The sequence below is a fragment of the Klenkia sesuvii genome (assembly GCF_037083825.1).
Taxonomy (GTDB): domain Bacteria; phylum Actinomycetota; class Actinomycetes; order Mycobacteriales; family Geodermatophilaceae; genus Klenkia; species Klenkia sesuvii.
Genome location: NZ_JBAPLU010000003.1, coordinates 72423 through 97061, shown reverse-complemented (window position 1 = coordinate 97061; position 24639 = coordinate 72423). Strand labels below are relative to the sequence as shown.

Annotated in this window: 22 protein-coding genes; 21 read left to right on the top strand and 1 reads right to left on the bottom strand. The window is 74.6% G+C overall.

Going from position 1 to position 24639, the window contains the following annotated elements; genetic code table 11:
• Positions 1 to 205: 205 nt before the first annotated feature.
• From pyrR to TEK04_RS03900, 16 genes are all read left to right on the top strand, one after another.
• Positions 206 to 802, top strand: a complete 597-nt coding sequence (pyrR, locus tag TEK04_RS03975; RefSeq protein WP_336403018.1) for a bifunctional pyr operon transcriptional regulator/uracil phosphoribosyltransferase PyrR — start codon at positions 206 to 208, stop codon at positions 800 to 802.
• Entirely contained in the window at positions 795 to 1727 is a 933-nt protein-coding gene (locus TEK04_RS03970) for an aspartate carbamoyltransferase catalytic subunit (protein WP_336403017.1), read from the top strand. Before pyrR ends, TEK04_RS03970 begins: the two co-directional genes overlap by 8 nt.
• The gene (locus TEK04_RS03965; protein ID WP_336403016.1) at positions 1724 to 3007 is read left to right on the top strand and encodes a dihydroorotase; all 1284 of its coding nucleotides are present in this window, start codon (positions 1724 to 1726) and stop codon (positions 3005 to 3007) included. Before TEK04_RS03970 ends, TEK04_RS03965 begins: the two co-directional genes overlap by 4 nt.
• Positions 3004 to 4131 carry a glutamine-hydrolyzing carbamoyl-phosphate synthase small subunit gene (gene carA / locus TEK04_RS03960; protein ID WP_336403015.1) on the top strand — a complete coding sequence of 376 codons (1128 nt, stop codon included), beginning with the start codon at positions 3004 to 3006 and terminating at the stop codon, positions 4129 to 4131. The genes TEK04_RS03965 and carA overlap by 4 nt, the downstream gene beginning before the upstream one ends.
• Positions 4118 to 7423: a carbamoyl-phosphate synthase large subunit gene (carB, locus tag TEK04_RS03955; protein ID WP_336403014.1), complete on the top strand. Its 3306-nt coding sequence runs from the start codon at positions 4118 to 4120 to the stop codon at positions 7421 to 7423. Before carA ends, carB begins: the two co-directional genes overlap by 14 nt.
• Before the next feature lie 32 nt (positions 7424 to 7455).
• Positions 7456 to 8475: a dihydroorotate dehydrogenase electron transfer subunit gene (locus TEK04_RS03950; RefSeq protein WP_336403013.1), complete on the top strand. Its 1020-nt coding sequence runs from the start codon at positions 7456 to 7458 to the stop codon at positions 8473 to 8475.
• Positions 8472 to 9455, top strand: a complete 984-nt coding sequence (locus TEK04_RS03945) for a dihydroorotate dehydrogenase (protein WP_336403012.1) — start codon at positions 8472 to 8474, stop codon at positions 9453 to 9455. Before TEK04_RS03950 ends, TEK04_RS03945 begins: the two co-directional genes overlap by 4 nt.
• The gene (gene pyrF / locus TEK04_RS03940) at positions 9452 to 10339 is read left to right on the top strand and encodes an orotidine-5'-phosphate decarboxylase (protein ID WP_336403011.1); all 888 of its coding nucleotides are present in this window, start codon (positions 9452 to 9454) and stop codon (positions 10337 to 10339) included. Before TEK04_RS03945 ends, pyrF begins: the two co-directional genes overlap by 4 nt.
• Before the next feature lie 215 nt (positions 10340 to 10554).
• Positions 10555 to 10881, top strand: coding sequence for an integration host factor, actinobacterial type (gene mihF / locus TEK04_RS03935; RefSeq protein ID WP_336403010.1), 327 nt, complete (start codon positions 10555 to 10557; stop codon positions 10879 to 10881).
• Between the two features lie 35 nt (positions 10882 to 10916).
• Entirely contained in the window at positions 10917 to 11486 is a 570-nt protein-coding gene (gene gmk / locus TEK04_RS03930) for a guanylate kinase (protein ID WP_336403009.1), read from the top strand.
• 45 nt (positions 11487 to 11531) lie between these two features.
• Positions 11532 to 11795 carry a DNA-directed RNA polymerase subunit omega gene (gene rpoZ, locus TEK04_RS03925; RefSeq protein WP_014741310.1) on the top strand — a complete coding sequence of 88 codons (264 nt, stop codon included), beginning with the start codon at positions 11532 to 11534 and terminating at the stop codon, positions 11793 to 11795.
• A 136-nt stretch (positions 11796 to 11931) separates the two neighbouring features.
• On the top strand, positions 11932 to 13146 hold the full coding sequence (gene coaBC / locus TEK04_RS03920; protein WP_336403008.1) for a bifunctional phosphopantothenoylcysteine decarboxylase/phosphopantothenate--cysteine ligase CoaBC: 1215 nt from the start codon (positions 11932 to 11934) through the stop codon (positions 13144 to 13146).
• Between the two features lie 87 nt (positions 13147 to 13233).
• The gene (metK, locus tag TEK04_RS03915) at positions 13234 to 14439 is read left to right on the top strand and encodes a methionine adenosyltransferase (protein ID WP_336403007.1); all 1206 of its coding nucleotides are present in this window, start codon (positions 13234 to 13236) and stop codon (positions 14437 to 14439) included.
• 31 nt (positions 14440 to 14470) lie between these two features.
• Positions 14471 to 16423: a primosomal protein N' gene (locus TEK04_RS03910; protein WP_336403006.1), complete on the top strand. Its 1953-nt coding sequence runs from the start codon at positions 14471 to 14473 to the stop codon at positions 16421 to 16423.
• Positions 16424 to 16462: 39 nt separating this feature from the next.
• On the top strand, positions 16463 to 17653 hold the full coding sequence (locus TEK04_RS03905; protein WP_336403005.1) for an AAA family ATPase: 1191 nt from the start codon (positions 16463 to 16465) through the stop codon (positions 17651 to 17653).
• The gene (locus tag TEK04_RS03900) at positions 17646 to 18230 is read left to right on the top strand and encodes a DUF4276 family protein (RefSeq protein WP_336403004.1); all 585 of its coding nucleotides are present in this window, start codon (positions 17646 to 17648) and stop codon (positions 18228 to 18230) included. Before TEK04_RS03905 ends, TEK04_RS03900 begins: the two co-directional genes overlap by 8 nt.
• A 13-nt stretch (positions 18231 to 18243) precedes the next feature.
• Here TEK04_RS03900 and TEK04_RS03895 read toward each other — a convergent pair whose 3' ends face one another.
• Positions 18244 to 18747, bottom strand: a complete 504-nt coding sequence (locus TEK04_RS03895; protein WP_336403003.1) for a hypothetical protein — start codon at positions 18745 to 18747, stop codon at positions 18244 to 18246.
• 54 nt (positions 18748 to 18801) lie between these two features.
• On the opposite strand from TEK04_RS03895, the gene TEK04_RS03890 reads away from it, so the two are divergent.
• From TEK04_RS03890 to acs, 5 genes are all read left to right on the top strand, one after another.
• A complete protein-coding gene (locus TEK04_RS03890; protein ID WP_336403002.1) occupies positions 18802 to 19500 on the top strand; it encodes an aspartate/glutamate racemase family protein in 699 nt (232 codons plus the stop codon).
• Between the two features lie 9 nt (positions 19501 to 19509).
• On the top strand, positions 19510 to 20067 hold the full coding sequence (gene def / locus TEK04_RS03885; protein WP_336403001.1) for a peptide deformylase: 558 nt from the start codon (positions 19510 to 19512) through the stop codon (positions 20065 to 20067).
• The gene (fmt, locus tag TEK04_RS03880) at positions 20010 to 20993 is read left to right on the top strand and encodes a methionyl-tRNA formyltransferase (protein ID WP_336403000.1); all 984 of its coding nucleotides are present in this window, start codon (positions 20010 to 20012) and stop codon (positions 20991 to 20993) included. Before def ends, fmt begins: the two co-directional genes overlap by 58 nt.
• Before the next feature lie 125 nt (positions 20994 to 21118).
• Complete coding sequence (locus tag TEK04_RS03875; RefSeq protein WP_336402999.1) at positions 21119 to 22462, top strand: RsmB/NOP family class I SAM-dependent RNA methyltransferase; 1344 nt, start codon at positions 21119 to 21121, stop codon at positions 22460 to 22462.
• 184 nt (positions 22463 to 22646) lie between these two features.
• On the top strand, positions 22647 to 24623 hold the full coding sequence (gene acs, locus TEK04_RS03870) for an acetate--CoA ligase (RefSeq protein ID WP_336402998.1): 1977 nt from the start codon (positions 22647 to 22649) through the stop codon (positions 24621 to 24623).
• Positions 24624 to 24639 lie beyond the last annotated feature (16 nt).

Here is a 24639-nt window from a genome sequence, read left to right as displayed (position 1 = left end):
TGGCTGCTCACTCAGTGTCGTCGGATGGGGCGGCTGCTGGTGACTCAGAGTACTCGCTGCTGGTCGGGGCCACCTGTCGAGCACCCCGTCCGGGTGAGAACGCGCCTATGCAGGTCACATCGGGCGGTGCGCTAGCGTCTGCGGCGGACCGACCCACTTCCTTTAACGACCCGTCCCGTGAGGCGGGGAAGGAGGCCACCTCGTCATGCCCGAACCGCAGCGGCTGCTCTCCGCCGACGACGTCACCCGCGTCGTCGACCGGATGGCCCACCAGCTCATCGAGCGCGCCGCCAGCTCCACGGCCGCCACTGCCACGGCCGCCGGCGGCGGGGGTGACGGCGGCGGGGGTGACGGCTTGGCCGACCTCGTGCTCATCGGCATCCCCACCCGTGGCGCCCCCCTGGCGCGCCGGCTGGCCGCCCGCGTGGAGGCGTTCACCGGTACCCGGGTCGACGTCGGCACCGTCGACATCACCCTCTACCGCGACGACCTGCGCACCCGCGGCGTCCGGGCGTTGGAGGCCACGCACCTGCCCGAGGCCGGCATCGACGGCCGGCTGGTCGTGCTCGTCGACGACGTCCTGTTCTCCGGCCGGTCGGTGCGGGCCGCGCTCGACGGCCTGCGCGACGTCGGGCGCCCCCGTGCGGTGCAGCTCGCCGTCCTGGTCGACCGCGGCCACCGCGAGCTGCCCATCAAGGCCGACTTCGTGGGCAAGAACGTGCCCACCTCCCGCACCCAGCAGGTCAAGGTGCGGCTGGCCGAGGTCGACGGCGAGGACGGGGTGAGCGTGACCGATGCGTGAGTCCCTGACGCACAAGCACCTGCTCGAGGCCGGCGACCTCGACCTCGACGACGCCACTCTCGTGCTGGACACCGCCGCGCAGATCGAGTCCGCGCTGGCCGGCCGCGAGGTGAAGAAACTGCCCACCCTGCGCGGGCGCACCGTGGTCAACCTGTTCTTCGAGGACTCCACCCGCACCCGGATCAGCTTCGAGCTGGCCGCCAAGCGGCTGAGCGCCGACGTCATCAACTTCTCCGCCAAGGGCTCCAGCGTCTCCAAGGGCGAGAGCCTCAAGGACACCGCCCTCACCCTGGAGGCCATGGGCGCCGACGGCATCGTTGTCCGGCACTCGGCCTCGGGCGCTCCGCACCGGCTGGCCACCTGGGTGGCCGGCAGCGTGGTCAACGCCGGCGACGGCACGCACGAGCACCCCACGCAGGCGCTGCTCGACGCCTACACGATCCGCAAGCGGCTGGGCCGGCTCGAGGGCGTGCGCGTGGTGATCACCGGCGACGTGCTGCACAGCCGGGTGGCCCGCTCCAACGTGCGCCTGCTGCACACCCTGGGCGCCGAGGTCACCCTCGTCGCGCCGCCCACGCTGCTCCCGGTGGGGGTCGGGTCGTGGCCGGTCACGGTGTCCTACGACCTCGACGCGGTGCTGCCCACGGCCGACGTCGTGATGATGCTGCGGGTGCAGGCCGAGCGCATGAACGCCTCGTTCTTCCCCTCGGCGCGGGAGTACAGCCGCCGGTACGGCCTGGACGCCGACCGCGTGGCCCGGCTGGCCGACGACGCGGTCGTCATGCACCCGGGTCCGATGGTCCGCGGGATGGAGATCGCCGCCGACGTCGCCGACTCGGCCCGGTCCACCATCGTCGAGCAGGTCGGCAACGGCGTCAGCGTGCGCATGGCCGTCCTGTACCTGCTGCTCGGAGGAAACGCGTGAGCCTGCTGATCAAGGGCGCCCGCCCCTACGGCGAGGACCCGGTCGACGTGCTGGTGTCCGACGGCGTGATCGCCGCGATCGGCACCGACCTGTCCAGCACCGCCGAGACCGTCGACGCCACCGGGCTGGTGCTGCTGCCCGGCCTGGTCGACCTGCACACCCACCTGCGCGAGCCCGGCCGCGAGGACACCGAGACGGTGCTCACCGGCTCCCGTGCCGCCGCGCTGGGCGGGTACACCGCCGTGCACGCCATGGCCAACACCGACCCGGTCGCCGACACCGCCGGTGTCGTCGAGCAGGTGTGGCGGCTGGGTCGCGGCGCGGGTCTGGTCGACGTCGTCCCGGTCGGGGCGGTCACGGTCGGCCTGGCCGGCGAGCGGCTGGCCGAGCTCGGCGCGATGGCCGACTCCGCCGCCCAGGTGCGGGTCTTCTCCGACGACGGGAAGTGCGTGGCCGACCCCGCACTCATGCGCCGGGCGCTGGAGTACACCAAGGCCCTGGACGGCGTCGTCGCCCAGCACGCCGAGGAGCCGCGGCTGACCGTCGGCGCCCAGATGCACGAGGGCGACCGCTCGGCCCGGCTGGGGCTCACCGGCTGGCCCGCGGTCGCCGAGGAGGCGATCATCGCCCGCGACGTGCTCCTGGCCGAGCACGTCGGTGCTCGGCTGCACGTCTGCCACGTCTCCACGGCCGGCTCGGTCGAGCTGATCCGCTGGGCGAAGTCGCGCGGCGTGCAGGTCACCGCCGAGGTCACCCCGCACCACCTGCTGCTCACCGACGCGTGCGCCGAGGGCTACGACGCCACGTTCAAGGTGAACCCGCCGCTGCGCACCGCCGAGGACGTCGCCGCGCTGCGGGCCGGGCTGGCCGACGGCACGGTCGACGCCGTCGCCACCGACCACGCCCCGCACGCCGCGGAGGACAAGGAGGTCGAGTGGGCCCAGGCCCGGCCCGGCATGCTCGGGCTGGAGCAGGCGCTGTCGGTCGTGGTCGAGACCATGGTCGACACCGGGCTGCTGACCTGGCGGGAGGTCGCCGACCGCATGTCGGTCCGCCCGGCCGCCATCGGCCGGTTGGCCGACCACGGCCGCCCGCTGGCGGTCGGCGAGCCGGCCAACCTCGTGCTCGTCGACCCCGGCGCCCGCGCCGTCGTCGACCCGGCGGCCCTGGCGAGCAAGAGCCGCAACAGCCCCTACGCGGGGCGCGAACTGCCCGCGCGCGTGGTGCACACGCTGCTGCGCGGGGAACTGTCGGTACGCGATGGGAAGGTCCAGAAGTGACCGAAGCAGTGCTCGTCCTCGAGGACGGCCGCACGTTCCGCGGTGAGTCCTACGGGGCCACCGGGACGACGGTCGGCGAGGCCGTCTTCTCCACCGGCATGACCGGCTACCAGGAGACCCTCACCGACCCCAGCTACCACCGGCAGGTGGTCGTCATGACCGCCCCGCACATCGGCAACACCGGGGTGAACTCCGACGACGACGAGTCCCGCCGCATCTGGGTCGCCGGCTTCGTCGTCCGCGACCCGGCCCGCCGGCCCGCCAACTGGCGCGCCACCGGCACCCTGGACGACGAGCTGGTCGACAACGGTGTCGTCGGCATCAGCGGCGTCGACACCCGGGCGCTCACCCGGCACCTGCGCGACCGGGGCACAATGCGGGTGGGCATCTCCACCGAGCTGGGCGTCGACGAGCTGCTGGCGCGGGTGCAGGCCGCACCGTCGATGGCCGGGGCCGACCTCGCCCCGGAGGTCACCACCGAGGCCGCCTACACGGTGCCGGCGGTGGGGGAGACGAAGTACACGATCGCCGCCCTCGACCTCGGCATCAAGGCCGCCACCCCGCGGCACCTGGCCGAGCTCGGCGTCGAGACCCGGGTGCTGCCGGCCACCGCCACGGCGGCCGAGCTGCTCGAGGCCGGTCCCGACGGCGTGTTCCTGTCCAACGGCCCGGGCGACCCGGCGGCCTCGGACTACGCCGTCGAGGCCGTGCGCGGCGTGCTCGACGCCCGCCGGCCGCTGTTCGGCATCTGCTTCGGCAACCAGATCCTGGGCCGGGCCCTGGGCCTGGGCACCTACAAGCTGCCCTTCGGCCACCGCGGCCTCAACCAGCCGGTGCTCGATCGGGTCACCGACTCGGTGCGGGTCACCAGCCAGAACCACGGCTTCGCCGTCGACGCCCCGCTCGACCGGGCCACCGACACCCCCTACGGGCGGGTCGAGGTCAGCCACGTCGGGCTCAACGACCAGGTGGTCGAGGGCCTGCGCTGCCTCGACGTGCCGGCCTTCAGCGTGCAGTTCCACCCCGAGGCCGCCGCCGGCCCGCACGACGCCGCCCCGCTCTTCCAGCGCTTCGTCGACCTCATGCAGGACTCTCGTACGGAGGTGCCCCGTGCCGAAGCGTGACGACATCTCCCACGTGATGGTGATCGGCTCCGGGCCGATCGTCATCGGCCAGGCCTGCGAGTTCGACTACTCGGGCACCCAGGCCTGCCGGGTGCTCAAGGCCGAGGGCCTGCGGGTCAGCCTGGTCAACAGCAACCCGGCCACGATCATGACCGACCCCGAGGTGGCCGACGCCACCTACGTCGAGCCGCTGACGCCGGAGTTCGTCGAGCGGGTCATCGCCGCCGAGCGCCCCGACGCGCTGCTGGCCACCCTGGGCGGGCAGACCGCGCTGAACCTGGGCCTGGCGCTGCAGGCCAACGGGGTGCTGGACAAGTACGGCGTCCGGCTGATCGGGGCCGACGCCGACGCCATCAACCGCGGCGAGGACCGGCAGCTGTTCAAGGACATCGTGCGCTCCATCGGCGCCGACGCCCCCCGGTCGAAGGTCTGCGGCAGCGTCGAGGAGGCCCTGGCGACGGCCGACGAGGTCGGCTACCCCGTGGTCATCCGGCCCAGCTTCACCATGGGCGGGCTGGGCTCGGGCTTCGCCACCGACGAGGCCATGCTGCGTCGCATGGCCGGCCACGGCCTGGCCGACTCGCCCGTGCACACCGTGCTCATCGAGGAGTCGGTGCTGGGCTGGAAGGAGTACGAGCTCGAGCTCATGCGCGACCGCACCGACAACGTGGTGGTCGTCTGCTCCATCGAGAACGTCGACGCGATGGGCGTGCACACCGGCGACTCGGTGACCGTCGCCCCGGCGATGACGCTCACCGACCGCGAGTACCAGCAGATGCGCGACGTGGGCATCGCCGTCCTGCGCGAGGTCGGCGTCGACACCGGCGGCTGCAACATCCAGTTCGCGGTCAACCCGGTCGACGGCCGGCTCGTCGTCATCGAGATGAACCCCCGGGTCTCGCGCTCGTCGGCACTGGCGTCGAAGGCCACGGGCTTCCCGATCGCCAAGATCGCGGCCAAGCTGGCGATCGGCTACACCCTCGACGAGATCACCAACGACATCACCGGGGTCACCCCGGCGGCGTTCGAGCCGACGCTGGACTACGTGGTGGTGAAGATCCCGCGCTTCGCCTTCGAGAAGTTCCCCGGCGCCGACCCGCGGCTGACCACGACCATGAAGTCGGTCGGCGAGGTCATGAGCATGGGCCGCAACTTCACCGAGGCCCTGGGCAAGGCGATGCGCTCCACCGAGACGCCCCAGGTCGGCTTCTGGACCGGACCCGAGCTGCCCGAGGAGTCCGCCGAGGAGCTGCTGGACCGGTTGCGCACCCCGGTCGACGGCCGGCTCTACACCGCCGAGCGCGCACTCGCCGCCGGCGCGACCGTCGAGCAGGTCGCCGAGGCCAGCGGGTTCGACCCCTGGTTCGTCGACCAGGTGCTCCAGGTCCACGAGATCGGCACCGAGGTCCGCGACGCACCCTCGCTGACCCCCGACCTGCTGCGCCGGGCGAAGCGGCACGGCCTGTCCGACCGGCAGATCGCGGCGCTGCGGCCCGAGCTGGCCGGGGAGGACGGCGTCCGCACGCTGCGCTGGCGGCTGGGCATCCGGCCGGTGTACAAGACCGTCGACACCTGCGCCGCTGAGTTCGCCGCCACCACCCCCTACCACTACTCGACCTACGACGAGGAGACCGAGGTCCGCCCCCGCGAGAAGCCCGCGGTGCTGATCCTCGGCTCGGGCCCCAACCGCATCGGGCAGGGCATCGAGTTCGACTACTCCTGCGTGCACGCCGTGCTGGCGCTGCAGGAGGCCGGCTACGAGGCCGTGATGGTCAACTGCAACCCCGAGACCGTCTCCACCGACTACGACACCGCCGACCGGCTCTACTTCGAGCCGCTGACGTTCGAGGACGTCCTGGAGGTCGTCGAGGCCGAGCGCGCCGCAGGTCCGGTCGCCGGGGTGATCTGCACGCTGGGTGGGCAGACCCCGCTGGCGCTGGCCCAGCGGCTCAAGGACGCCGGCGTGCCGGTGCTCGGCACCGCGCCCGAGGCCATCGACGCCGCCGAGGACCGGGGCGCGTTCTCCCGCGTGCTGGCCGACACCGGCCTGCCGGCCCCCAAGCACGGCACCGCGGTGCGGTTCACCGAGGCGCGCGGCATCGCCGCGGAGATCGGCTACCCGGTGCTGGTGCGGCCCTCCTACGTGCTCGGCGGGCGCGGCATGGAGATCGTCTACGACGACGCGACGCTGGAGGCCTACCTGGCCAAGGCCACCGACGTCAGCCCCGACCACCCCGTGCTCATCGACCGGTTCCTGGAGGACGCCGTCGAGATCGACGTCGACGCCCTCTACGACGGCCACGACCTGTACCTCGGCGGGGTCATGGAGCACATCGAGGAGGCCGGCATCCACTCCGGCGACTCGGCCTGCGCCCTGCCCCCCATCACCCTGGGGTCCACCGAGGTGGCCGGCATCCGGGCGGCCACCGAGGCGCTGGCCGCGCGCATCGGGGTGCGCGGTCTCATGAACGTCCAGTACGCGCTCAAGGACGACGTGCTGTACGTGCTCGAGGCCAACCCGCGGGCCAGCCGCACGGTGCCCTTCGTCTCCAAGGCCACGGCGGTGGCGCTGGCCAAGGCCGCCGCCCGCATCGCGGTGGGCGAGACCGTCGCCGACCTCCGGGCCGCCGGGGTGCTGCCGGCCACCGGCGACGGCACCGACGTGCCCGACGACGCCCCGATCGCGGTCAAGGAGGCGGTGCTGCCGTTCAACCGGTTCCGCACCGCCGACGGCCAGGGCGTGGACACCGTGCTCAGCCCCGAGATGAAGTCCACCGGCGAGGTGATGGGCCTCGACGCCGGGTTCGGCACCGCGTTCGCCAAGTCCCAGGCCGCTGCCTACGGGTCCCTGCCCACCGAGGGCACGGTGTTCGTGTCGCTGGCCAACCGGGACAAGCGCTCGGCGGTCTTCCCGGTCAAGCGGCTGGCCGACCTCGGTTTCACCGTGCTCGCCACGGCCGGCACCGCGCAGGTGCTGCGCCGCAACGGGGTCAGCGCCACCGTGGTCGGCAAGTTCTCCGACGGTCCCGGCAACGTGGTCGAGGCGATCCTGGCCGTCGAGGTGGACATGGTCGTCAACACGCCCTTCGGCGCCCCGGGCAACTCCGGCCCACGGTTGGACGGCTACGAGATCCGCGCGGCGGCGGTGACCGCGGGCATCCCCTGCATCACCACGGTGCCGGGGCTGGCCGCGGCCGTGCAGGGGGTCGAGGCGCTGCGCCGCGGCGAGATCGGGGTCCGCAGCCTGCAGGACCTGCACGCCGCGCTCGCCACCGCCCGGGCCTCCCGGTGACCGACCCCGCGACCGACCCCGCGAGCGACCGGGTGAGCACCCCGGCAGCCGAGGGCGGCCCCACCCGGGTCGTGCAGCTGCCCTCCGGTGAGCGGGTGCTGCCGCCGGTGCCCGGCTCGGGCAGCGGGTTGCTGGGACAACCGGCGCCGCCGGCCGAGCACCCGCCCGTGCAGGGCCCGGCCGTCGTGGTCGGGTCCCGTCCGGTCAGCGCCTACACCGAGCTGACGCTGGAGGCACCCGACATCGCCGACGTCGCCCGGCCGGGGCAGTTCGTCGCCTTCGCCGTGGGTGGGCCCACCTCGGCGATGCTGCTGCGCCGCTCGATCGCCATCGCCGGGGTGGGCGGTGGCCGGTTCTCCGTCGTGGTCAGCGCCCGCGCCGCGGGGTCGACCTGGTTGGCCGGGCTGCGGCCGGGGGAGGAGCTCGACGTCGTCGGTCCGCTGGGCCGGCCCTTCCCGCTGCCCCCCGAGGGCACCCCGGTCCTGCTGGTCGGCGGCGGCTACGGCGCCGCGGCACTGGTGGGGCTGGGCGGGTTGCTGCGCTCGCGCGGGCACGAGGTGGCCGCCGTGGTCGGTGCCGGGGACCAGGCCCGGCTGTGCTCGGTGGAGGAGCTCTCGGCCGTGGCGGCGCCGTTCGTGGTCACCACCGACGACGGCAGCGCCGGTCGCACCGGCCGGGTGACCGGGCCGGTGGCCGAGCTGGTCGGCGGCGCCGGGGCGGTCTACGCCTGCGGGCCCATGCCGATGCTGGCCGCCGTGGCGAAGCTGGCCACCGAGCGCCGGGTGCCGTCGTGGGTGGCCGTCGAGGAGTCCATGGCCTGCGGGGTGGGGGTGTGCATGACCTGCGTGCTCCCCGTGGTGGGTGCCGACGGGCGCAGCCGGTTCGCCCGCTCGTGCACAGACGGCCCGGTCTTCGCCGGCGACCGGGTGCGCTTCGCCGACGTCGGCACGCTCCCGCCGGACCTGGTGGGTGCCGACGCGATGCAGCTGGTGCACACCCCGGCCGCGTCCCCCGCCCACCCCACCGCCCCGAGGGAGGGGGAGACCCCGTGACCACCCTGCCCGAGGTCGACCTGCCCAGCGTCGACATGCAGGCATCCCTGGGCGGGGTGCCGGTGGTCAGCCCGGTGCTCACGGCGTCGGGCTGCGCCTCCTTCGGCCGCGAGCTCGACCCCTTCTTCGACCTCACGTCGATCGGTGCGGTGGTCACCAAGTCGGTGCAGCTGCGACCCCGGTCGGGCCGGGCCACCCCGCGCATGGCCGAGACGCCCAGCGGGATGATCAACTCGATCGGCCTGCAGGGCCCGGGCATCGACGGCCTGCTGGTCGACGAGCTGCCGTGGCTGGCCGAGCGCGGCGTGCGTGCCTTCGTCTCGATCGCCGGTGCCCGCACCGAGGACTTCGCCGAGCTGGCCGCCCGGCTGCGCGGGGTGCCGGGGGTGCTCGGCATCGAGGTCAACATCTCCTGCCCCAACGTCGAGAGCCGGGGCGAGGTGTTCGCGTGCAACCCCGACGCCTCGGCCGGGGTGGTCGCCGCCGTCCGGGAGGCCGCCGACCCCGCCCACCCGGTCTACGCCAAGCTCACCCCCGACGTCACCGACATCGTGTCGGTGGCCCGGGCCTGCGCCGACGCCGGCGCCAGCGGGTTGTCCATGATCAACACCCTGCTGGGGATGGTGATCGACCCCGACACCATGCGTCCGGTGCTCGGCGGGGTGACCGGGGGGCTCTCGGGGCCGGCCATCCGGCCGGTGGCGCTGCGGTGCGTCTGGCAGGTGCACGCCGCCCTGCCCAACGTGCCCATCCTGGGCATGGGCGGGATCCGCACCGGCCTCGACGCGCTGCAGTTCGTGCTGGCCGGGGCGGGCGCGGTCTCGGTCGGCACCGCGGTGTTCAACGACCCCTCGGCGCCGGCGCGCATCCACGCCGAGCTCGCCGACGCCCTGGGCGAGCGGGGCTTCGGCCGGCTGGCCGACGCCGTGGGCTACGCCCACCGCGCGCCCGACAAGGGCCCGCCCGGGCGGCACCGGTGAACGGGCAGGCACGCTTCGGCGCCCGGCTGGCCGCGGCCGTGGCCGACCGCGGCCCGCTGTGCGTCGGCATCGACCCGCACCGGGAGCTGCTGGGCGCCTGGGGGCTCACCGACGACGTCGACGGGCTGCGCCGCTTCACCGACGCCGTCGTCGACGCGCTGGCCGGCACCGTGGCGGTCCTGAAGCCGCAGTCGGCGTTCTACGAGCGGCACGGCTCCCGCGGACTGCTGGTGCTCGAGGACGCCGTCGGCCGCTGCCGGGACGCCGGTGCCCTGGTGCTGCTCGACGCCAAGCGCGGCGACATCGGCTCCACGATGTCCGGGTACGCCGAGGTGCTCACCCACGGCCACCCGATGCAGGTCGACGCCCTCACGGTGAGCCCCTACCTCGGCCCGGACTCCCTCGACCCGGCCGTGCGCACCGCCCGGGTGCACGGAGCGGGTCTCTTCGTGCTCGCCCGCACCTCCAACCCCGACGCCGCCATCTTCCAGTCCGCCCGGCTGGCCGACGGGCGCACCGTCGCCCAGGCCGTCGTCGACCAGGTCGGCCGGTGGAACACCCCCGACTGGCTGGTCGGCGACCCCGCTCCCGACCCGGCTTCCTACGCCGACCTGCAGGGCCGGTGGGGTGGTGGGACCGGGTCGTTCGGGGTCGTCGTCGGCGCCACGCTGAGCGAGCTGGACGTGGACCTGACCGGTCTGCGGGGCCCGGTCCTCGCGCCCGGCCTCGGCGCCCAGGGCGGCACCGCAGCTGACCTGGTACGCCTGTTCGGGCCGGGTCGAGCCGTGGTCCCGACGGTCTCCCGCGACGTCCTGGCCGCCGGGCCCGACCGCGCGGCGCTGCGTGCGTCCGCCGAGCGCTGGGCGGCTGACCTGGCCCGATGACCGCGCGTGACCTTAGCGAGGCGTAAGGTCGACGAGCCGAAGCACACGGGCACCGCCGCACGACCACCGGGGCCCGGTGACCGCGGCCGCACCGGGTGACTAGGTTGACCGCCAGGCTCGAGCAGGCGGGCCACCGTTCGCCCCGCTCGTCCCCCACACACCGAGATCCGCCCCGTCGGCCACCCCCGACGGCACGAGAACGATTGGGTTGCCCCGTGCCCCTCCCTCAGCTGACCCCCGAACAACGCGCCGCCGCCCTCGAGAAGGCCGCCGCGGCCCGCAAGGTCCGCGCCGAGCTGCGCGAGCGGCTCAAGAGCAAGGGCACCACCGTCGGCGACGTCCTCAAGCAGGGCGAGACCGACGAGGTCATCGGCAAGATGCGCGTGTCCGCCGTCCTGGAGTCCCTGCCCGGCGTGGGCAAGGCCCGGGCCGCCAAGATCATGGAGCGGCTCGAGATCTCCCCGACCCGTCGCGTCCGCGGTCTCGGCGCCAACCAGCGCAAGGCGCTGGAGGCCGAGTTCGCCGGCGAGCAGCCCGCCTGAGCCCCGTCCCGTCCCCCGTCCGAGGTCTGCCCGCAGTGACCGTGTCGCCTGCCCGGTTGACGGTGCTGTCGGGACCCTCGGGCGTGGGGAAGGGCACGGTGGTGGCCGAGGTGCGCCGCCGGCACCCCGAGGTGTGGGTGTCGGTCTCGGTCACCACGCGCCGTCCCCGGCCGGGTGAGGTCGACGGCGAGCACTACCTGTTCGTCGACCACGAGCACTTCGACTGGCTCGTGGCCAACGACGGCCTGCTCGAGTGGGCCGAGTACGCCGGCAACCGCTACGGCACGCCGCGCGGCCCGGTCGAGGAGCAGCTGGCCCAGGGGCTGCCGGCCCTGCTCGAGATCGAGATGCAGGGCGCCCGCCAGGTCCGCGCCAGCGCCCCCGAGGCCCAGCTCGTGTTCCTGGCGCCGCCCTCGTTCGAGGAGCTGGCGGCGCGGCTGACCGGCCGCGGCTCCGAACCGGCCGAGGTCATCGCGCGCCGGCTGGACATCGCCCGGGCCGAGATGGCGGCCGTCGACGACTACGACGTCGTGGTGGTGAACGACGACCTCGCCCGCGCCGCGGACGAGTTGGTACTCTTGCTGACTGCGCCACCCGCAGGCTGACGCCCCGCCCGCAGCGCACCCGATCCACCGAGGAGCTCACCAGCCGTGTCCGGAGTCGCACCCGCCCCCGAGGGCATCACCAACCCGCCGATCGACGAGCTGCTCGAGCGCACCAGCAGCAAGTACGGCCTGGTCATCTACGCCGCCAAGCGGGCCCGCCAGATCAACGCCTACTACAGCCAGCTCTCCGAGGGCCTGCTGGAGTACGTCGGCCCGCTGGTCGACACCGCCCCGCAGGAGAAGCCCCTGTCGATCGCGCTCCGCGAGATCAACGAGGGTCTGCTGACCCACACCGCGGGCGAGAACTGAAGAAGGACCCCCTCGCCCCCCTGCAGACGCTCCGCGTCCGCCGGGACCCTGCGAGGGGGCCGTTCCAGTCACTCACCTTGATGAGCCCTCGGCCCCGGTGGCCGGGGGTTTCGTCGTCCCTGGGCAGGATGGGCGCATGAGCCGGATCGTGCTGGGGGTCGGTGGCGGGGTCGCCGCCTACAAGTCCGCGTTGCTGCTGCGCGCGCTCTCCGAACGCGGGCACGACGTGCGCGTGGTGCCCACCGCCTCGGCGCTGCGCTTCGTCGGCGCGGCCACCTTCGAGGCGCTGTCGGGCAACCCGGTGAGCACCGAGGTCTGGGACGACGTCCCCGAGGTCGCCCACGTGCGCATCGGGCAGACCGCCGACCTCGTCGTCGTGAACCCGGCCACCGCCGACCTGCTCGCCCGCGCCGCCGCCGGCCGCGCCGACGACCTGCTCACCGCCACCCTGCTGGCCACGGCCGCGCCGGTGGTCTTCGTGCCGGCCATGCACACCGAGATGTGGCAGCACCCGGCCACCCAGGACAACGTCGCCACCCTGCGCCGCCGCGGTGCCCTGGTGCTGCCCCCCGCGGTGGGCCGGCTCACCGGACCCGACTCCGGCCCCGGTCGGCTGCCCGAGCCGCACGACGTCGCCGCGCTCGTCGACGTCGTGCTCGCCGGCGGGGCGCTGCACCAGGACCTCGCCGGCACCCGGGTGCTCATCAGCGCCGGGGGCACCCGCGAACCCCTCGACCCGGTCCGGTTCCTGGGCAACCGCTCCTCGGGCCGGCAGGGCTGGGCGCTGGCCCGGGTCGCGGTCGCCCGAGGCGCCGACGTCGTGCTGGTCGCGGCCAACGTGGAGGACCCCGCGCCCTTCGGCTGCACGGTGGTGCCGGTGGGGTCGGCCGCTGAGCTGCACACGGCGATGACCGAGCGCGCCGCCGACGCCGACGTCGTCGTGATGGCCGCCGCGGTCGCCGACTTCCGGCCCACCGAGGTGGCGGCCGACAAGCTCAAGAAGGGCGGCAGCAGCGAGCCCACGGCGGTCGCGCTCACCCGCAACGCCGACGTCCTGGCCGACCTCGTGGCCGCCCGGCGACCGGGTCAGCTGGTCGTGGGGTTCGCCGCCGAGACCGGCGACGCCGACGACGACGTCCTGGGCCACGCGCGGGCCAAACTGGCCCGCAAGGGGTGCGACCTGCTCGTGGTCAACGACGTGTCCGCCGGGCAGGTGTTCGGCCGTCCCGACAACGCGGTCACCGTCCTGGCTGCCGACGGCGGGGTCACGGACGTCGCGCCGGGCAGCAAGGACGCCGTGGCCGCCGGCATCTGGGACGTCGTCGCGCCCCGGGTGGGTCCCCGCCGGTAACGTGATCCGCCGGGCGTCCGTCCTGCGAACACCCCTCCGAGGTCCGGCGACGACCGCCGACCCACCAGCACACCCAGGGAGCACCGAGTGGCACGTCGTCTGTTCACGTCCGAGTCGGTGACCGAGGGGCACCCCGACAAGATCGCCGACCAGATCAGCGACGCCATCCTCGACGAGATGCTCACGCAGGACCCGCGCAGCCGGGTGGCCGTCGAGACCATGATCACCACCGGCCAGGTGCACATCGCCGGTGAGGTCACCACCGCCGGCTACGTCGACATCGCCCACGTCGTCCGCGAGACCATCCTGCGCATCGGCTACGACTCCTCCCGCAAGGGCTTCGACGGCGCCTCGTGCGGCGTCAGCGTCTCCCTCGGCGCCCAGTCGCCGGACATCGCGCAGGGCGTCGACGTCGGCTACGAGGCCCGCACGGGCGCAGCCGACCGCGCCGCGGCCGCCGAGGACCTCATCGCCAGCCAGGGTGCCGGCGACCAGGGGCTGATGTTCGGCTACGCCAGCGACGAGACCCCCGAGCTCATGCCGCTGCCGATCGCGCTGGCCCACCGGCTGTCCAAGCGGCTGTCCGCCGTCCGCAAGGACGGCTCGGTGCCCTACCTGCGCCCCGACGGCAAGACCCAGGTCACCGTGGTCTACGAGGACGACCGCCCGGTCGGCGTCGACACCGTGGTGGTGTCCTCCCAGCACGCCGAGGACATCTCCATCGAGACACTGCTGACCCCCGACATCGAGGAGCTCGTGGTCCAGCCCGAGCTCGCCGCCCTCGGCCTGCCCACCACCGGGCACCGCCTGCTGGTCAACCCCACCGGCAAGTTCGTGATCGGCGGCCCGATGGGCGACGCCGGCCTCACCGGCCGCAAGATCATCGTCGACACCTACGGCGGCATGGCCCGGCACGGCGGCGGTGCCTTCTCCGGCAAGGACCCCTCGAAGGTCGACCGCTCGGCGGCCTACGCCATGCGCTGGGTGGCCAAGAACGTGGTGGCCGCGGGCCTGGCCCGTCGCTGCGAGGTGCAGGTGGCCTACGCCATCGGTGCGGCCAGCCCGGTCGGCCTGTTCGTCGAGACCTTCGGCACCGGCAGCGTGCCCGACGACGTCCTGCAGAAGGCGATCAGCTCGGTGTTCGACCTGCGCCCGGGCGCCATCGTGCGCGACCTGGACCTGCTGCGGCCGATCTACGGCCCGACCGCCGCCTACGGCCACTTCGGCCGCAGCGACCTGGACCTGCCCTGGGAGCGCACCGACCGCGTCGACGCCCTCAAGGCCGCCGTGTAGTCCTGTCGTACCCGCCGGGCACGATGTCCCGGTGAGGGTTGCCAGGGTCGTCGTCGACGTGCCCCTGGCGCACCTGGACCGGCCGTTCGACTACGCCGTCCCCGACGAGCTCGGGGACGGCGTCGTCGCAGGTTGCCGGGTGCGCGTGCGCTTCGCCGGCCGGTTGGTCGACGGCGTCGTCCTCGACGTGGGGACGACGACCGAGCACACCGGCACGCTCGCGCCGCTGGCCAAGCTGGTGTCCGGCGAGCCGGTGCTCACCCCCGAGGTCGCCGAGCTGGCCCGCGTCGTCGCCGACCGGTACGCCGGCACCCTCACCGACGTCCTGCGGCTGGCGCTCCCGCCGCGGCGGGGCGCGCCCGAGAAGCGCCCGGTCCTGGACCCGCCGGCCCCGCCCGCGCGCCCGGACCCCGCGGGGTTCGCCCGCTACCCCACGGGGCCCGAGTTCCTCGACGCCCTCGCGCTGGGTCGTCCCGTCCGGGCGGTCTGGACGGCGCTGCCCGGCGAGGACTGGCCCACCCGCCTCGTCGAGCTCTGCCGGGCCACCCTCTCCGGGGGGCGGGGCGCGCTGGTCGTGGTGCCCGACGGCAAGGACCTCGACCGGCTGGCCGCCGCGGCCGCCGCCCAGCTGCCCAAGGAGGCCGTGGCGGTGCTGCGGGCCGACTCGGCACCCGACACCCGCTACGGCCGCTTCCTGTCGGTGTCCCGCGGCACGGCGCAGGTGGTCCTGGGTACCCGGGCGGCGATGTTCGCCCCGGTGCGCGACCTGGGGCTGGTCGTGGTCTGGGACGACGGCGACGACCTGCACGCCGAGCCCCGCGCCCCCTACCCGCACACCCGTGACGTGCTGGTGCAGCGCGCGCACCTGGCCGGCTGCTCGGCGGTCGTGGCGGCCACCGCACGCACCGCCGAGGCCGCGCTGCTCATCGAGTCGGGCTGGGCCCACGAGCTGGTCGCCGACCGCCCGGTGCTGCGGGCGGCCGCGCCCCGGGTGCAGGCGCTGGGCGCGGACTCCGAGCTGGCCCGCGACGCGGCCGCCCGCACCGCCCGGCTGCCGTCGCTGGCGTTCCGGGTGGCCCGCGAGGCGCTGGCCGCCGGCGCCCCGGTGCTGGTGCAGGTGCCGCGCGCCGGCTACGCGCCCGGTCTGGTCTGCGACCGGTGCCGGGCCCCGGCCCGCTGCGCGCACTGCGCCGGCCCGCTCGGGGTCGCCACCGCGCCGGGGCCGGGGGGCCAGCGGGTCGCTGCGTGCCGGTGGTGCGCGCGGCCGGCGGCCACCTTCGACTGCCCGCACTGCCACGGCACGAAGCTGCGCGCCTCGGTGGTCGGCTCGGCGCGCACCGCCGAGGAGCTGGGGCGGGCCTTCCCCGGCGCCGCGGTGCGGGTCAGCGGCCGCGGGTCGGTGCTGGCCGCCGTGGACGGTGCGCCGGGGATCGTGGTCGCCACCCCCGGGGCCGAACCCGTGGCCGAGGGCGGCTACGGGGCGGCGCTGCTGCTGGACTCGTGGGCGCTGCTGGGCCGGGCCGACCTGCGGGCCGGGGAGGAGACGCTCCGTCGGTGGCTGGGCGCGGCGACCCTGGTCCGACCGGCGGGGCAGGGCGGCCAGGTCGTGGTCACCGCCGACGCAGCGCACCCGGTCGTGCAGGCGCTGGTGCGGTGGGACCCGGGCTGGCTGGCGGCCCGCGAGCTGGCCGAGCGGCGCGAGCTGGGCTTCCCCCCGGCGACCCGCATGGCCGCGCTGTCGGGCTCACCGGCGGCGCTTGCCGAGTTCCTCGAGCTGCTGCGCCCCCCGCCGGGCGCCGAGGTGCTGGGCCCCGTGCCGGAGCCCGCGCGGCCCGGGCACGAGGCCGGCGAACGCTTCCTGGTGCGGGCGGCCCGGGCCGACGGCGTGCCGCTGGCCAGGGCGCTGGCCGAGGTCCAGGGGGTCCGCTCGGCCCGCAAGGCCCCCGAGCACGTGCGGGTCCAGCTCGACCCGGACGCCCTGTAATGGCAGGACCGTTGGGCATGGATGTGGAACGCTGACCGCGTGACCGGTCCAGCCAGTGCATTCAAGATCACCCGGGTCCGGCTGCGCCACTACCGGAGCATCGCTGCGTGCGACGTGCGATTGGGCAAGCTAGGGCTGCTCGTCGGTCCGAACGGTTCGGGCAAGAGCAACTTCCTCGACTCGATGCGGCTCACGTCGGATGCACTGGACACGACGCTCGACCACGCGTTGCGCGACCGCGGCGGGATCGCAGAGGTCCGTCGGCGGTCCACCGGTCACCCCACTCACTTCAGGATCGAACTGAACTTCGCCACAGCGGACCAGACAGGCAGCTACAGCTTCCAAATCGCCGCGGTGAAGGGTGGCGACTTCCGCGTCTCGCACGAGGACTGCGTGGTGCGTCCGGCGATGTTCGGTGGAGAGGATTCGTTCTACCGGGTTCGTGACGGAGAGCTGGTCGCGTCGAGCGAGGCCTTCATGCCGGCCGTGTCGGATGACCGCCTCTACCTCGTGTCCGCATCGTCGGTGGGTCCATTTCGCATGGTCTTCGATGGGTTGCGGGCCATCACGGTCTACAGCATCAACCCGGACGTCATGCGTGGCCTCCAGAAGCCCGATTCCGGTGAGATCCTGCGCCGGGACGGGAGCAACGCTGCAAGCGTTCTAGAACGTCTCCGCCGGGAGGCTCCGATGTCCAAGGAGCGCATCGAGGACTACCTGCGGTTGGTCGTGCCGGGCATCGATGGCGTGGACCGGGTGAGCCTCGACTCGTGGGAGGCACTCGAGTTCCGTCAGGACACGGCGGGATCGAGCCGGCCATGGTCGTTTCGCGGTTCATCGATGTCCGATGGCACCCTGCGGGCTCTGGGTGTGCTGCTGGCTCTCTTCTCCACCTCCCGATCGGCGAGCACGATCGGTATTGAGGAACCCGAGGCGGCGCTGCACCCCGCCGCTGCTGGCGTACTTCTCGATGCCCTGCGGGATGCCAGCGAGCAGCGTCAGGTCCTGGTGACGAGCCACAGTCCAGATCTCCTGGATGACGTGAGCGTCACGACGAATGAACTTGTGGCCGTCCGTCTGGTCGACGGTGGTACCCACCTTGCCCGCCCCGATCTCGCGGGGCGGGAGGCACTGGCCGACAGCCTTTTCACTGCGGGTGAGCTGCTTCGGGCCGACCAGTTGCTACCCGAACTCCCGGAGACCCAGCAGATGTCGCTCTCCGATGTCTGAGACCCCCGTCATCGCGACCATCGTGGAGGGGCACGGTGAGGTGAAGGCCCTGCCTGTCCTGCTCCGGCGGATGGCAGCGGAACGGGGACACGCGCACATCGATGTCCCGAACCCCTGGCGGTTGGACCGCGGACGTTACGCATCGAAGTTGGCCGACACCGCGCGGGCTGCCACCAAACGCGTGCGTACGTCCGGCGGCTTGCTCGTGGTGCTGGATGCCGACGACGACTGCCCGGTGTCGCTTGCAGAGGAACTCAGGAGCACGATGGCGGCGTACGTGAGTCACTGCCCCATCGAGGTCGCGGTGGCCTGCCGCGAGTTCGAAGCGTGGTTCTTGGCCAGCCTGGCATCTCTTCATCGTCATCGAGATGTCGTGCCCGGGGACGAGGTCGCTGACCCGGACGCTCCGCGAGGCGCCAAGGAGCTGCTGGAGAGGCGCATGACCAGCAAGTACTCACCGACGCTCCATCAGCCGGCTTTCGCCGCCATGATGGACATCCGCGTAGCGGTCGAACGCAGCAGGTCGTTCCGCCACCTCGACACAGCCTTGAGCAGGTTGCTCTCGTCCTCCACGTAGAGGCCGACACTGCTCAGCGGTCGACCTGCTGGAGCTCGGCCTCCCAGGCGGCGACGTCGGCGTCCTCGCGGGCCTGCCGCTCATCCTCGGCGATCCGCAGGGTCGACCGCCGCCACCACAGCGGCAACGTGCTCACCGTGGTGAGCACGCCGGCCACCAGGCCGACCACCAGGTGCGGCCGGGCGACGCCGCGGCGCACCAGGGCCCGGGCCAGTGGACCGTCGACCGCGGTGGCGAGGAAGCCCCAGCCGACCGAGACGAGACCGGCAGCCACCGACAGCTGCTGCTCGGCCGGGGTGGCCGTGCGGGGCGGGCGGCCGGCGGCGATCGCCTGCACCGTCGGCAGCTCGTCGGCCGCGGCGTGCGCGAGCACGAGGGCACCGACACCCAGGTGGGCGCGCCGGCGTGCGGCCGAGCGCCGGGGGTGGTCGAGGGCCGCCTCGCCCAGGCCGACGACGACGCCGTCGAGGACGCTGCTGACCACTGCGCGGGCACGGTGCCGGGTGCCGTTGTCCATACCGCACGGTACCCACGTGCAGGCGCCGCGGGGGAGACCTGCCACGGTGACCGCGTGCGGACGATCGGGTTGCTGGGCGGCATGAGCTGGGAGAGCAGCGCGCTCTACTACCGCTTGCTGAACGAGGGCGTGCGCGAGCGGTGGGGTGGTCTGCACAGCGCGCGGTGCGTGCTCCTGTCGGTGGACTTCGCCGGCATCGAGGAGCTGCAGGTGCGGGGGGAGTGGGAGGCGGCCGGTGAGCTGCTGGCCCGCGACGCCGCGGCCGTGCAGGCGGCCGGGGCCGACCTGGTGCTGCTGTGCACCAACACCATGCACCGGGTGGCCCCGGCTCTGGAGGCGGTGCTCGACGTCCCGCTGCTGCACATCGCCGACGTCACCGCCGCGGCCGTGCGCAGGGTCGGGCTGACCCGGGTGGGCCTGCTGGGGACCGCGTTCACCATGGAGCAGCCCTTCCTGCGCGACCGCCTGGTCGCCGGGGGGCTCGAGGTGGTGGTCCCCGGTGCCGCGGACCGGGCCGAGGTGCACCGGGTGGTCTACGAGGAGCTCTGCCGCGGCGTGGTCAGCGACGCCTCCCGGGCCCGGTTCGTCGAGGTGGTCGACCGGTTGGCCGCCGACGGCGCGCAGGGCGTGGTGCTCGGCTGCACCGAGATCGAGCTGCTCCTCGGCGCGGACGACGTCGACGTCCCGGTGTTCGCCACCACCGCCCTGCACGTGTCCGCCGCCCTGGACGCCGCGCTCACCGGCCCCGCCTAGACTCGACGGGTGAGCGTCACCCCGATCCGGATCATGGGCGACCCCGTGCTGCGCACCCCCGCCGCGCCGGTCGTCGACTTCGACGCCGAGCTGCGCCGGCTGGTCACCGACCTGACCGAGACCATGCACGCCGCCGGCGGCGCGGGCCTGGCCGCGCCGCAGATCGGCGTCGGCCTGCGCGTGTTCACCTGGTACGTCGACGGCGAGGTCGGCCACCTGGTCAACCCCGACGTCGTGCCGGTGGGCGAGGAGACCGAGGAGGACGCCGAGGGGTGCCTGTCGATCCCGGGCTTCCGGTTCGACTGCCGCCGGCACCTCTACGTCGCGGCCACCGGGTGGGACATGCACGGCGAGCCCATCCGGGTCGAGGGCTCGCACAAGCTGGCCCGCGCCATCCAGCACGAGACCGACCACCTCGACGGCGTCCTGTTCGTCGACCGGCTCGACGCGCAGGCGCGCGAGGCCGCGCTGTCGGTGCTCGCCGACGCCGAGTGGCAGGGGCACCAGGCATGGGTGCCCCAGGGCGACCCCACTCCGGCGCCCGTCGTGAAGGTGAGCCCGCACTGAAGCTGCTCTTCGCCGGTACGCCGGCGCCCGCCGTGCCGTCGCTGGAGGCGTTGCTGGCCAGCGACCACGAGGTCGTCGCGGTGCTCACCCGGCCCGACGCCCGCGCCGGGCGGGGCCGCCGCGAGGTGCGGTCGCCGGTCGCCGTCCGGGCCGACGAGGCGGGCATCCCCGTGCTGCAGCCGCCGTCGCCGCGCGACCCCGCCTTCCTCGAGCAGTTCGCCGCGCTCGGCGTCGACTGCGCGCCGGTCGTGGCCTACGGTGCGCTGGTCCCCCCGGCCGCCCTGGGGATCCCGACGCACGGCTGGGTGAACCTGCACTTCTCGCTGCTGCCGGCCTGGCGTGGCGCCGCCCCCGTGCAGCACGCGGTCATGGCCGGCGACGAGGTCACCGGCGCGGCCACCTTCCGGCTCGAGCAGGGCCTGGACACCGGACCCGTGTACGGCGTCGTCACCGAGCCCGTGGGCCCCCGCGACACCGCCGGTGACCTGCTCGAGCGGCTCGCCGTGAGCGGTGCGGGTCTGCTGGTGGCCACCCTCGACGGCATCGCCGACGGGTCGCTGCAACCGGTGCCGCAGCCCGCCGAGGGCGTGTCGCTGGCGCCCAAGGTGGAGACCGCCGACGGCGCTGTCGACTGGTCGCTGCCGGCTCACGTGGTCGACCGGCGGGTCCGCGGGGTCACCCCCGCCCCGGGTGCGTGGACGACGTGGCGCGGCGACCGCCTGCGCCTGGGCCCGGTCGAGCCGCTGCCGACCTCGTTGGGCCTGGAGCCCGGGCAGGTGTCGGTGGGGCCCAGCGGCGTGCTGGTGGGCACCGGCCGCGGCTCGGTGCGGTTGGGCCAGGTGCAGCCGGCCGGCAAGAGGATGCTCCCCGCGGCCGACTGGGCGCGCGGCGCCCGGCCCGTGGACGGCGAGAGGGTGGGCGCGTGACGCAGGGCGGGTTCCGAGGACAGGGCGGACGGCGCCCGGCGCAGGGTGCGCGGCGTGGTCCGACCGGCCGGCCTGCGGGTCCGCGCACGAAGCAGCACCGGCCCGAGAGCCGCTGGTCGCGCCCGGTGCTCGACGGCGCCCGGTTGACCGCCTACGACGTCCTGCACGGGGTCTCCTCCCGGGACGCCTACGCCAACCTGCTGCTGCCCCAGCTGCTGCGCGAGCGGGCGGCTGACCTGTCGCCCCGCGACGCAGCGTTCGCCACCCAGCTGACCTACGGCACGCTGCGGGCCACGGGCACCCTGGACGCGGTCCTGGCCGGGCTGGTGTCCCGGCCGCTGGACGAGCTCGAGCCCGAGCTGCGGGACCTGCTGCGGTTGGGCGCCTACCAGGTGCTCGACCTGCGGGTGCCGGCGCACGCCGCGGTCGACACCACCGTGGCGCTGGCCCGGGCGATCGTCGGCACCGGCGCGTCGGGCCTGGTGAACGCGGTGCTGCGCAAGGTCGCGGCCGGCGGCGACCGGGCGGCGTGGGTGGAGGCGCTCGGCGTCACCGGGGACGAGCGGCTGTCGCTGCTCACCGACCACCCGCAGTGGATCATCGACGCCTGGCGCGTGGCGCTGAGCACCGACGGCCCGTGCTCCGACGCCGAGCTCGAGGCGGCGCTGCTGGCCGATGACGAGGCCCCCGAGGTGCACCTGGTGGCCCGCTCGGTCGACCGGGCGACGCTCATCGCCTCCTCCGACGGCCTTCCCGGCCCCTGGTCGCCCTACGCGGTGCGGCTGGAGGGCGGGGACCCCGGCCTGCTGCCCGAGGTCCGGTCGGGCGCGGCCGGTGTGCAGGACGAGGGCTCGCAGGTCGCCGCGCTGGCCCTGGTGCGCGCTCCGCTGGAGGGTCCGGACTCCGCGTGGCTGGACATGTGCGCCGGGCCGGGGGGCAAGGCGGCGCTGCTGGCCGCCGTCCGGCCCGCGGGCGTGCGGCTCACCGCCGCCGACCGGTCCGAGCACCGGGTCGGGCTGGTCGCCTCGGCGCTGCGGGACGCCGAGGACGTCGACGTCCGGGTCGCCGACGGGCGCACCGGGCCGTGGGCGCCGGGCTCGTTCGACCGGGTGCTGCTGGACGCGCCGTGCACCGGGCTGGGCGCGCTGCGCCGGCGGCCCGAGGTGCGCTGGCGGCGCACGGCCGAGGACGTCGCCCCGCTGGCGCAGCTGCAGTGGGAGCTGCTCGACGCGGCGCTGGCCGCCGTCCGGCCGGGGGGCGTGGTGGCCTACGTGACGTGCTCGCCGCACACCGCCGAGACCGTCGACGTGGTTGCCGGGGTCGCCGGGCGGGACGACGTGGAGGTGCTGCCGGTGCCACCGCTGTTCCCCGGGGTGCCCGACGCCGCCCGCGGGGACGCGGTGCAGCTGTGGCCGCACCGGCACGGCACCGACGCGATGTTCGTGGCCCTGCTCCGCCGCCTGCGCTGACCTCCTGGGGTCCCGGCGGTGGGGTGGCCCGACGTCCTGCACGCTGGTCGGCCATTGCCCGCTGCGCACACCGTCAGGGCTGTCCGGCCACCTCGGGCGGCGCGTCGGGCACGAGCGCGTGTGCCCGGTCACGACGGGGCGGGTGGACGCGCGGGACGGCGGGCGCCCGGCGGACCATGACCGGGTGAGCGACCTCCCGCAGCACCCTCGCACCGAGCGCCCCGACGTCGTCCCCCCGCCGCCCGCGTTCGCCGCGCGGGCCAACGTCGGGCCGGGCCTGCACGACCGGGCGGCGGCCGACCCGTTCGCGTTCTGGGCCGAGCAGGCGGGCCGGCTGCAGTGGGACCGGCCGTGGGACGAGGTGTTCGACGACGCGCGGTGGCCGACCGCGCAGTGGTTCACCGGTGGCCGGCTCAACGTCGCGGTCAACTGCCTGGACCGGCACCTGGCCGCCGGCCGCGGTGACGTCGTGGCCCTGCACTGGGAGGGCGAGCCCGGCGACCGCCGGACCGTCACCTACGCCGAGCTGCACGAGCAGGTCTGCCGGCTCGCCCACGGCCTCACCGAGCTCGGGGTCGGGCCCGGCGACCGGGTGGTGCTCTACCTGCCGGTGCTGGTCGAGACGGTGGTCGCCACCATGGCCTGCGCCCGCGTCGGTGCGGTGGTCAGCCTGGTGTTCGGCGGGTTCTCCGCCGACGCCCTGCGGTTCCGCGTCGCCGACACCGGCGCGACGGTCGTGGTGGCCAGCGACGGGCAGTTCCGGCGCGGGCAGGCGGTGCCGGTGAAGGCGGTCGTCGACGAGGCGGTGGCCGGCCTCGACCACGTCGAGCACGTCCTCGTCGTGCGCCGCACGGGGGAGACCGACCTGCCCTGGACGGCGGGCCGCGACGTCTGGTGGCACGACCTGCTCGAGCGCCAGCCCGCCCGGCACGAGGCGGCCTCCTTCGACGCCGAGCACCCGCTCTTCATCGTCTACACCTCGGGCACGACCGGTCGGCCCAAGGGGCTGGTGCACACCACCGGCGGCTACCTCACCCACGCCAGCTGGACGCACTGGGCGCTGTTCGACCTGCGCGACGACGACGTCTACTGGTGCCAGGCCGACCTGGCCTGGGTCACCGCCCACACGTACGTGCTCTACGGCCCGCTGTCCAACGGTGCCACCCAGGTGGTCTACGAGGGCAGCCCGCTGACCCCGCACCCGGGCCGGCACTTCGAGGTCATCGAGCGGTACGGGGTGACCACCTACTACACGGCCCCGACCCTGGTGCGCACGTTCATGAAGCACGGGCCCGAGCTGCCCGCGGGCTACGACCTGACCTCACTGCGCCTGCTGGGCTCCGTGGGCGAGGCGATCAACCCCGAGGCGTGGTGGTGGCTGCACGAGCACGTCGGGGGCGGCCGCTGCCCAGTGGTGGACACCTGGTGGCAGTCCGAGACCGGCGCCGCCGTCGTCGCGCCGCTGCCGGGGGTGACCCCGCTCAAGCCGGGCTCGGCCACCCTCCCGGTGCCGGGGTGCGCCGTCGCGGTGGTCGACGACGCGGGCGCCGAGACCCCGCCGGGGGTCGAGGGCAACCTGGTGATCACCGCACCCTGGCCGGGCATGGCCCGCACCGTGTGGGGCGACCACGACCGCTTCGTGCGCTCGTACTGGGCGCCCTACGCCGAGCAGGGGTGGTACCTGGCCGGCGACTCCGCCTCCCGCGACGCCGACAGGTACGTGTGGATCGGCGGGCGCATCGACGACGTCCTCAACGTCTCGGGGCACCGGCTGAGCAGCATCGAGCTGGAGTCGGCGCTCGTCTCCCACCCCCGCGTGGCCGAGGCCGCGGTGGTCGGCGCGCCCGACGACGTCACCGGCCAGCGCATCGTCGCCTTCGTCATCCCCCGGGCCGTGCCCACCGCGGAGGGGGACGTCGACGACGGCGGGCTGGCCGAGGAGCTGCGCGCGCACGTGGCCGCCCGGGTGGGCGCGGTGGCCAAGCCCCGCGAGGTGGTGGTGGTGAGCGACCTGCCCAAGACCCGGTCGGGCAAGATCATGCGCCGCCTGGTGGCCGACCTGACGGCCGGCCGCGGTGGCGGCGACACCACCTCGCTGACCGACCCGACGGCGCTGGCCGCGGTGGACCGGGCCTGGACGGCGCACCGGGCGGGGTCGTGATCCGGGCCCGCACCTA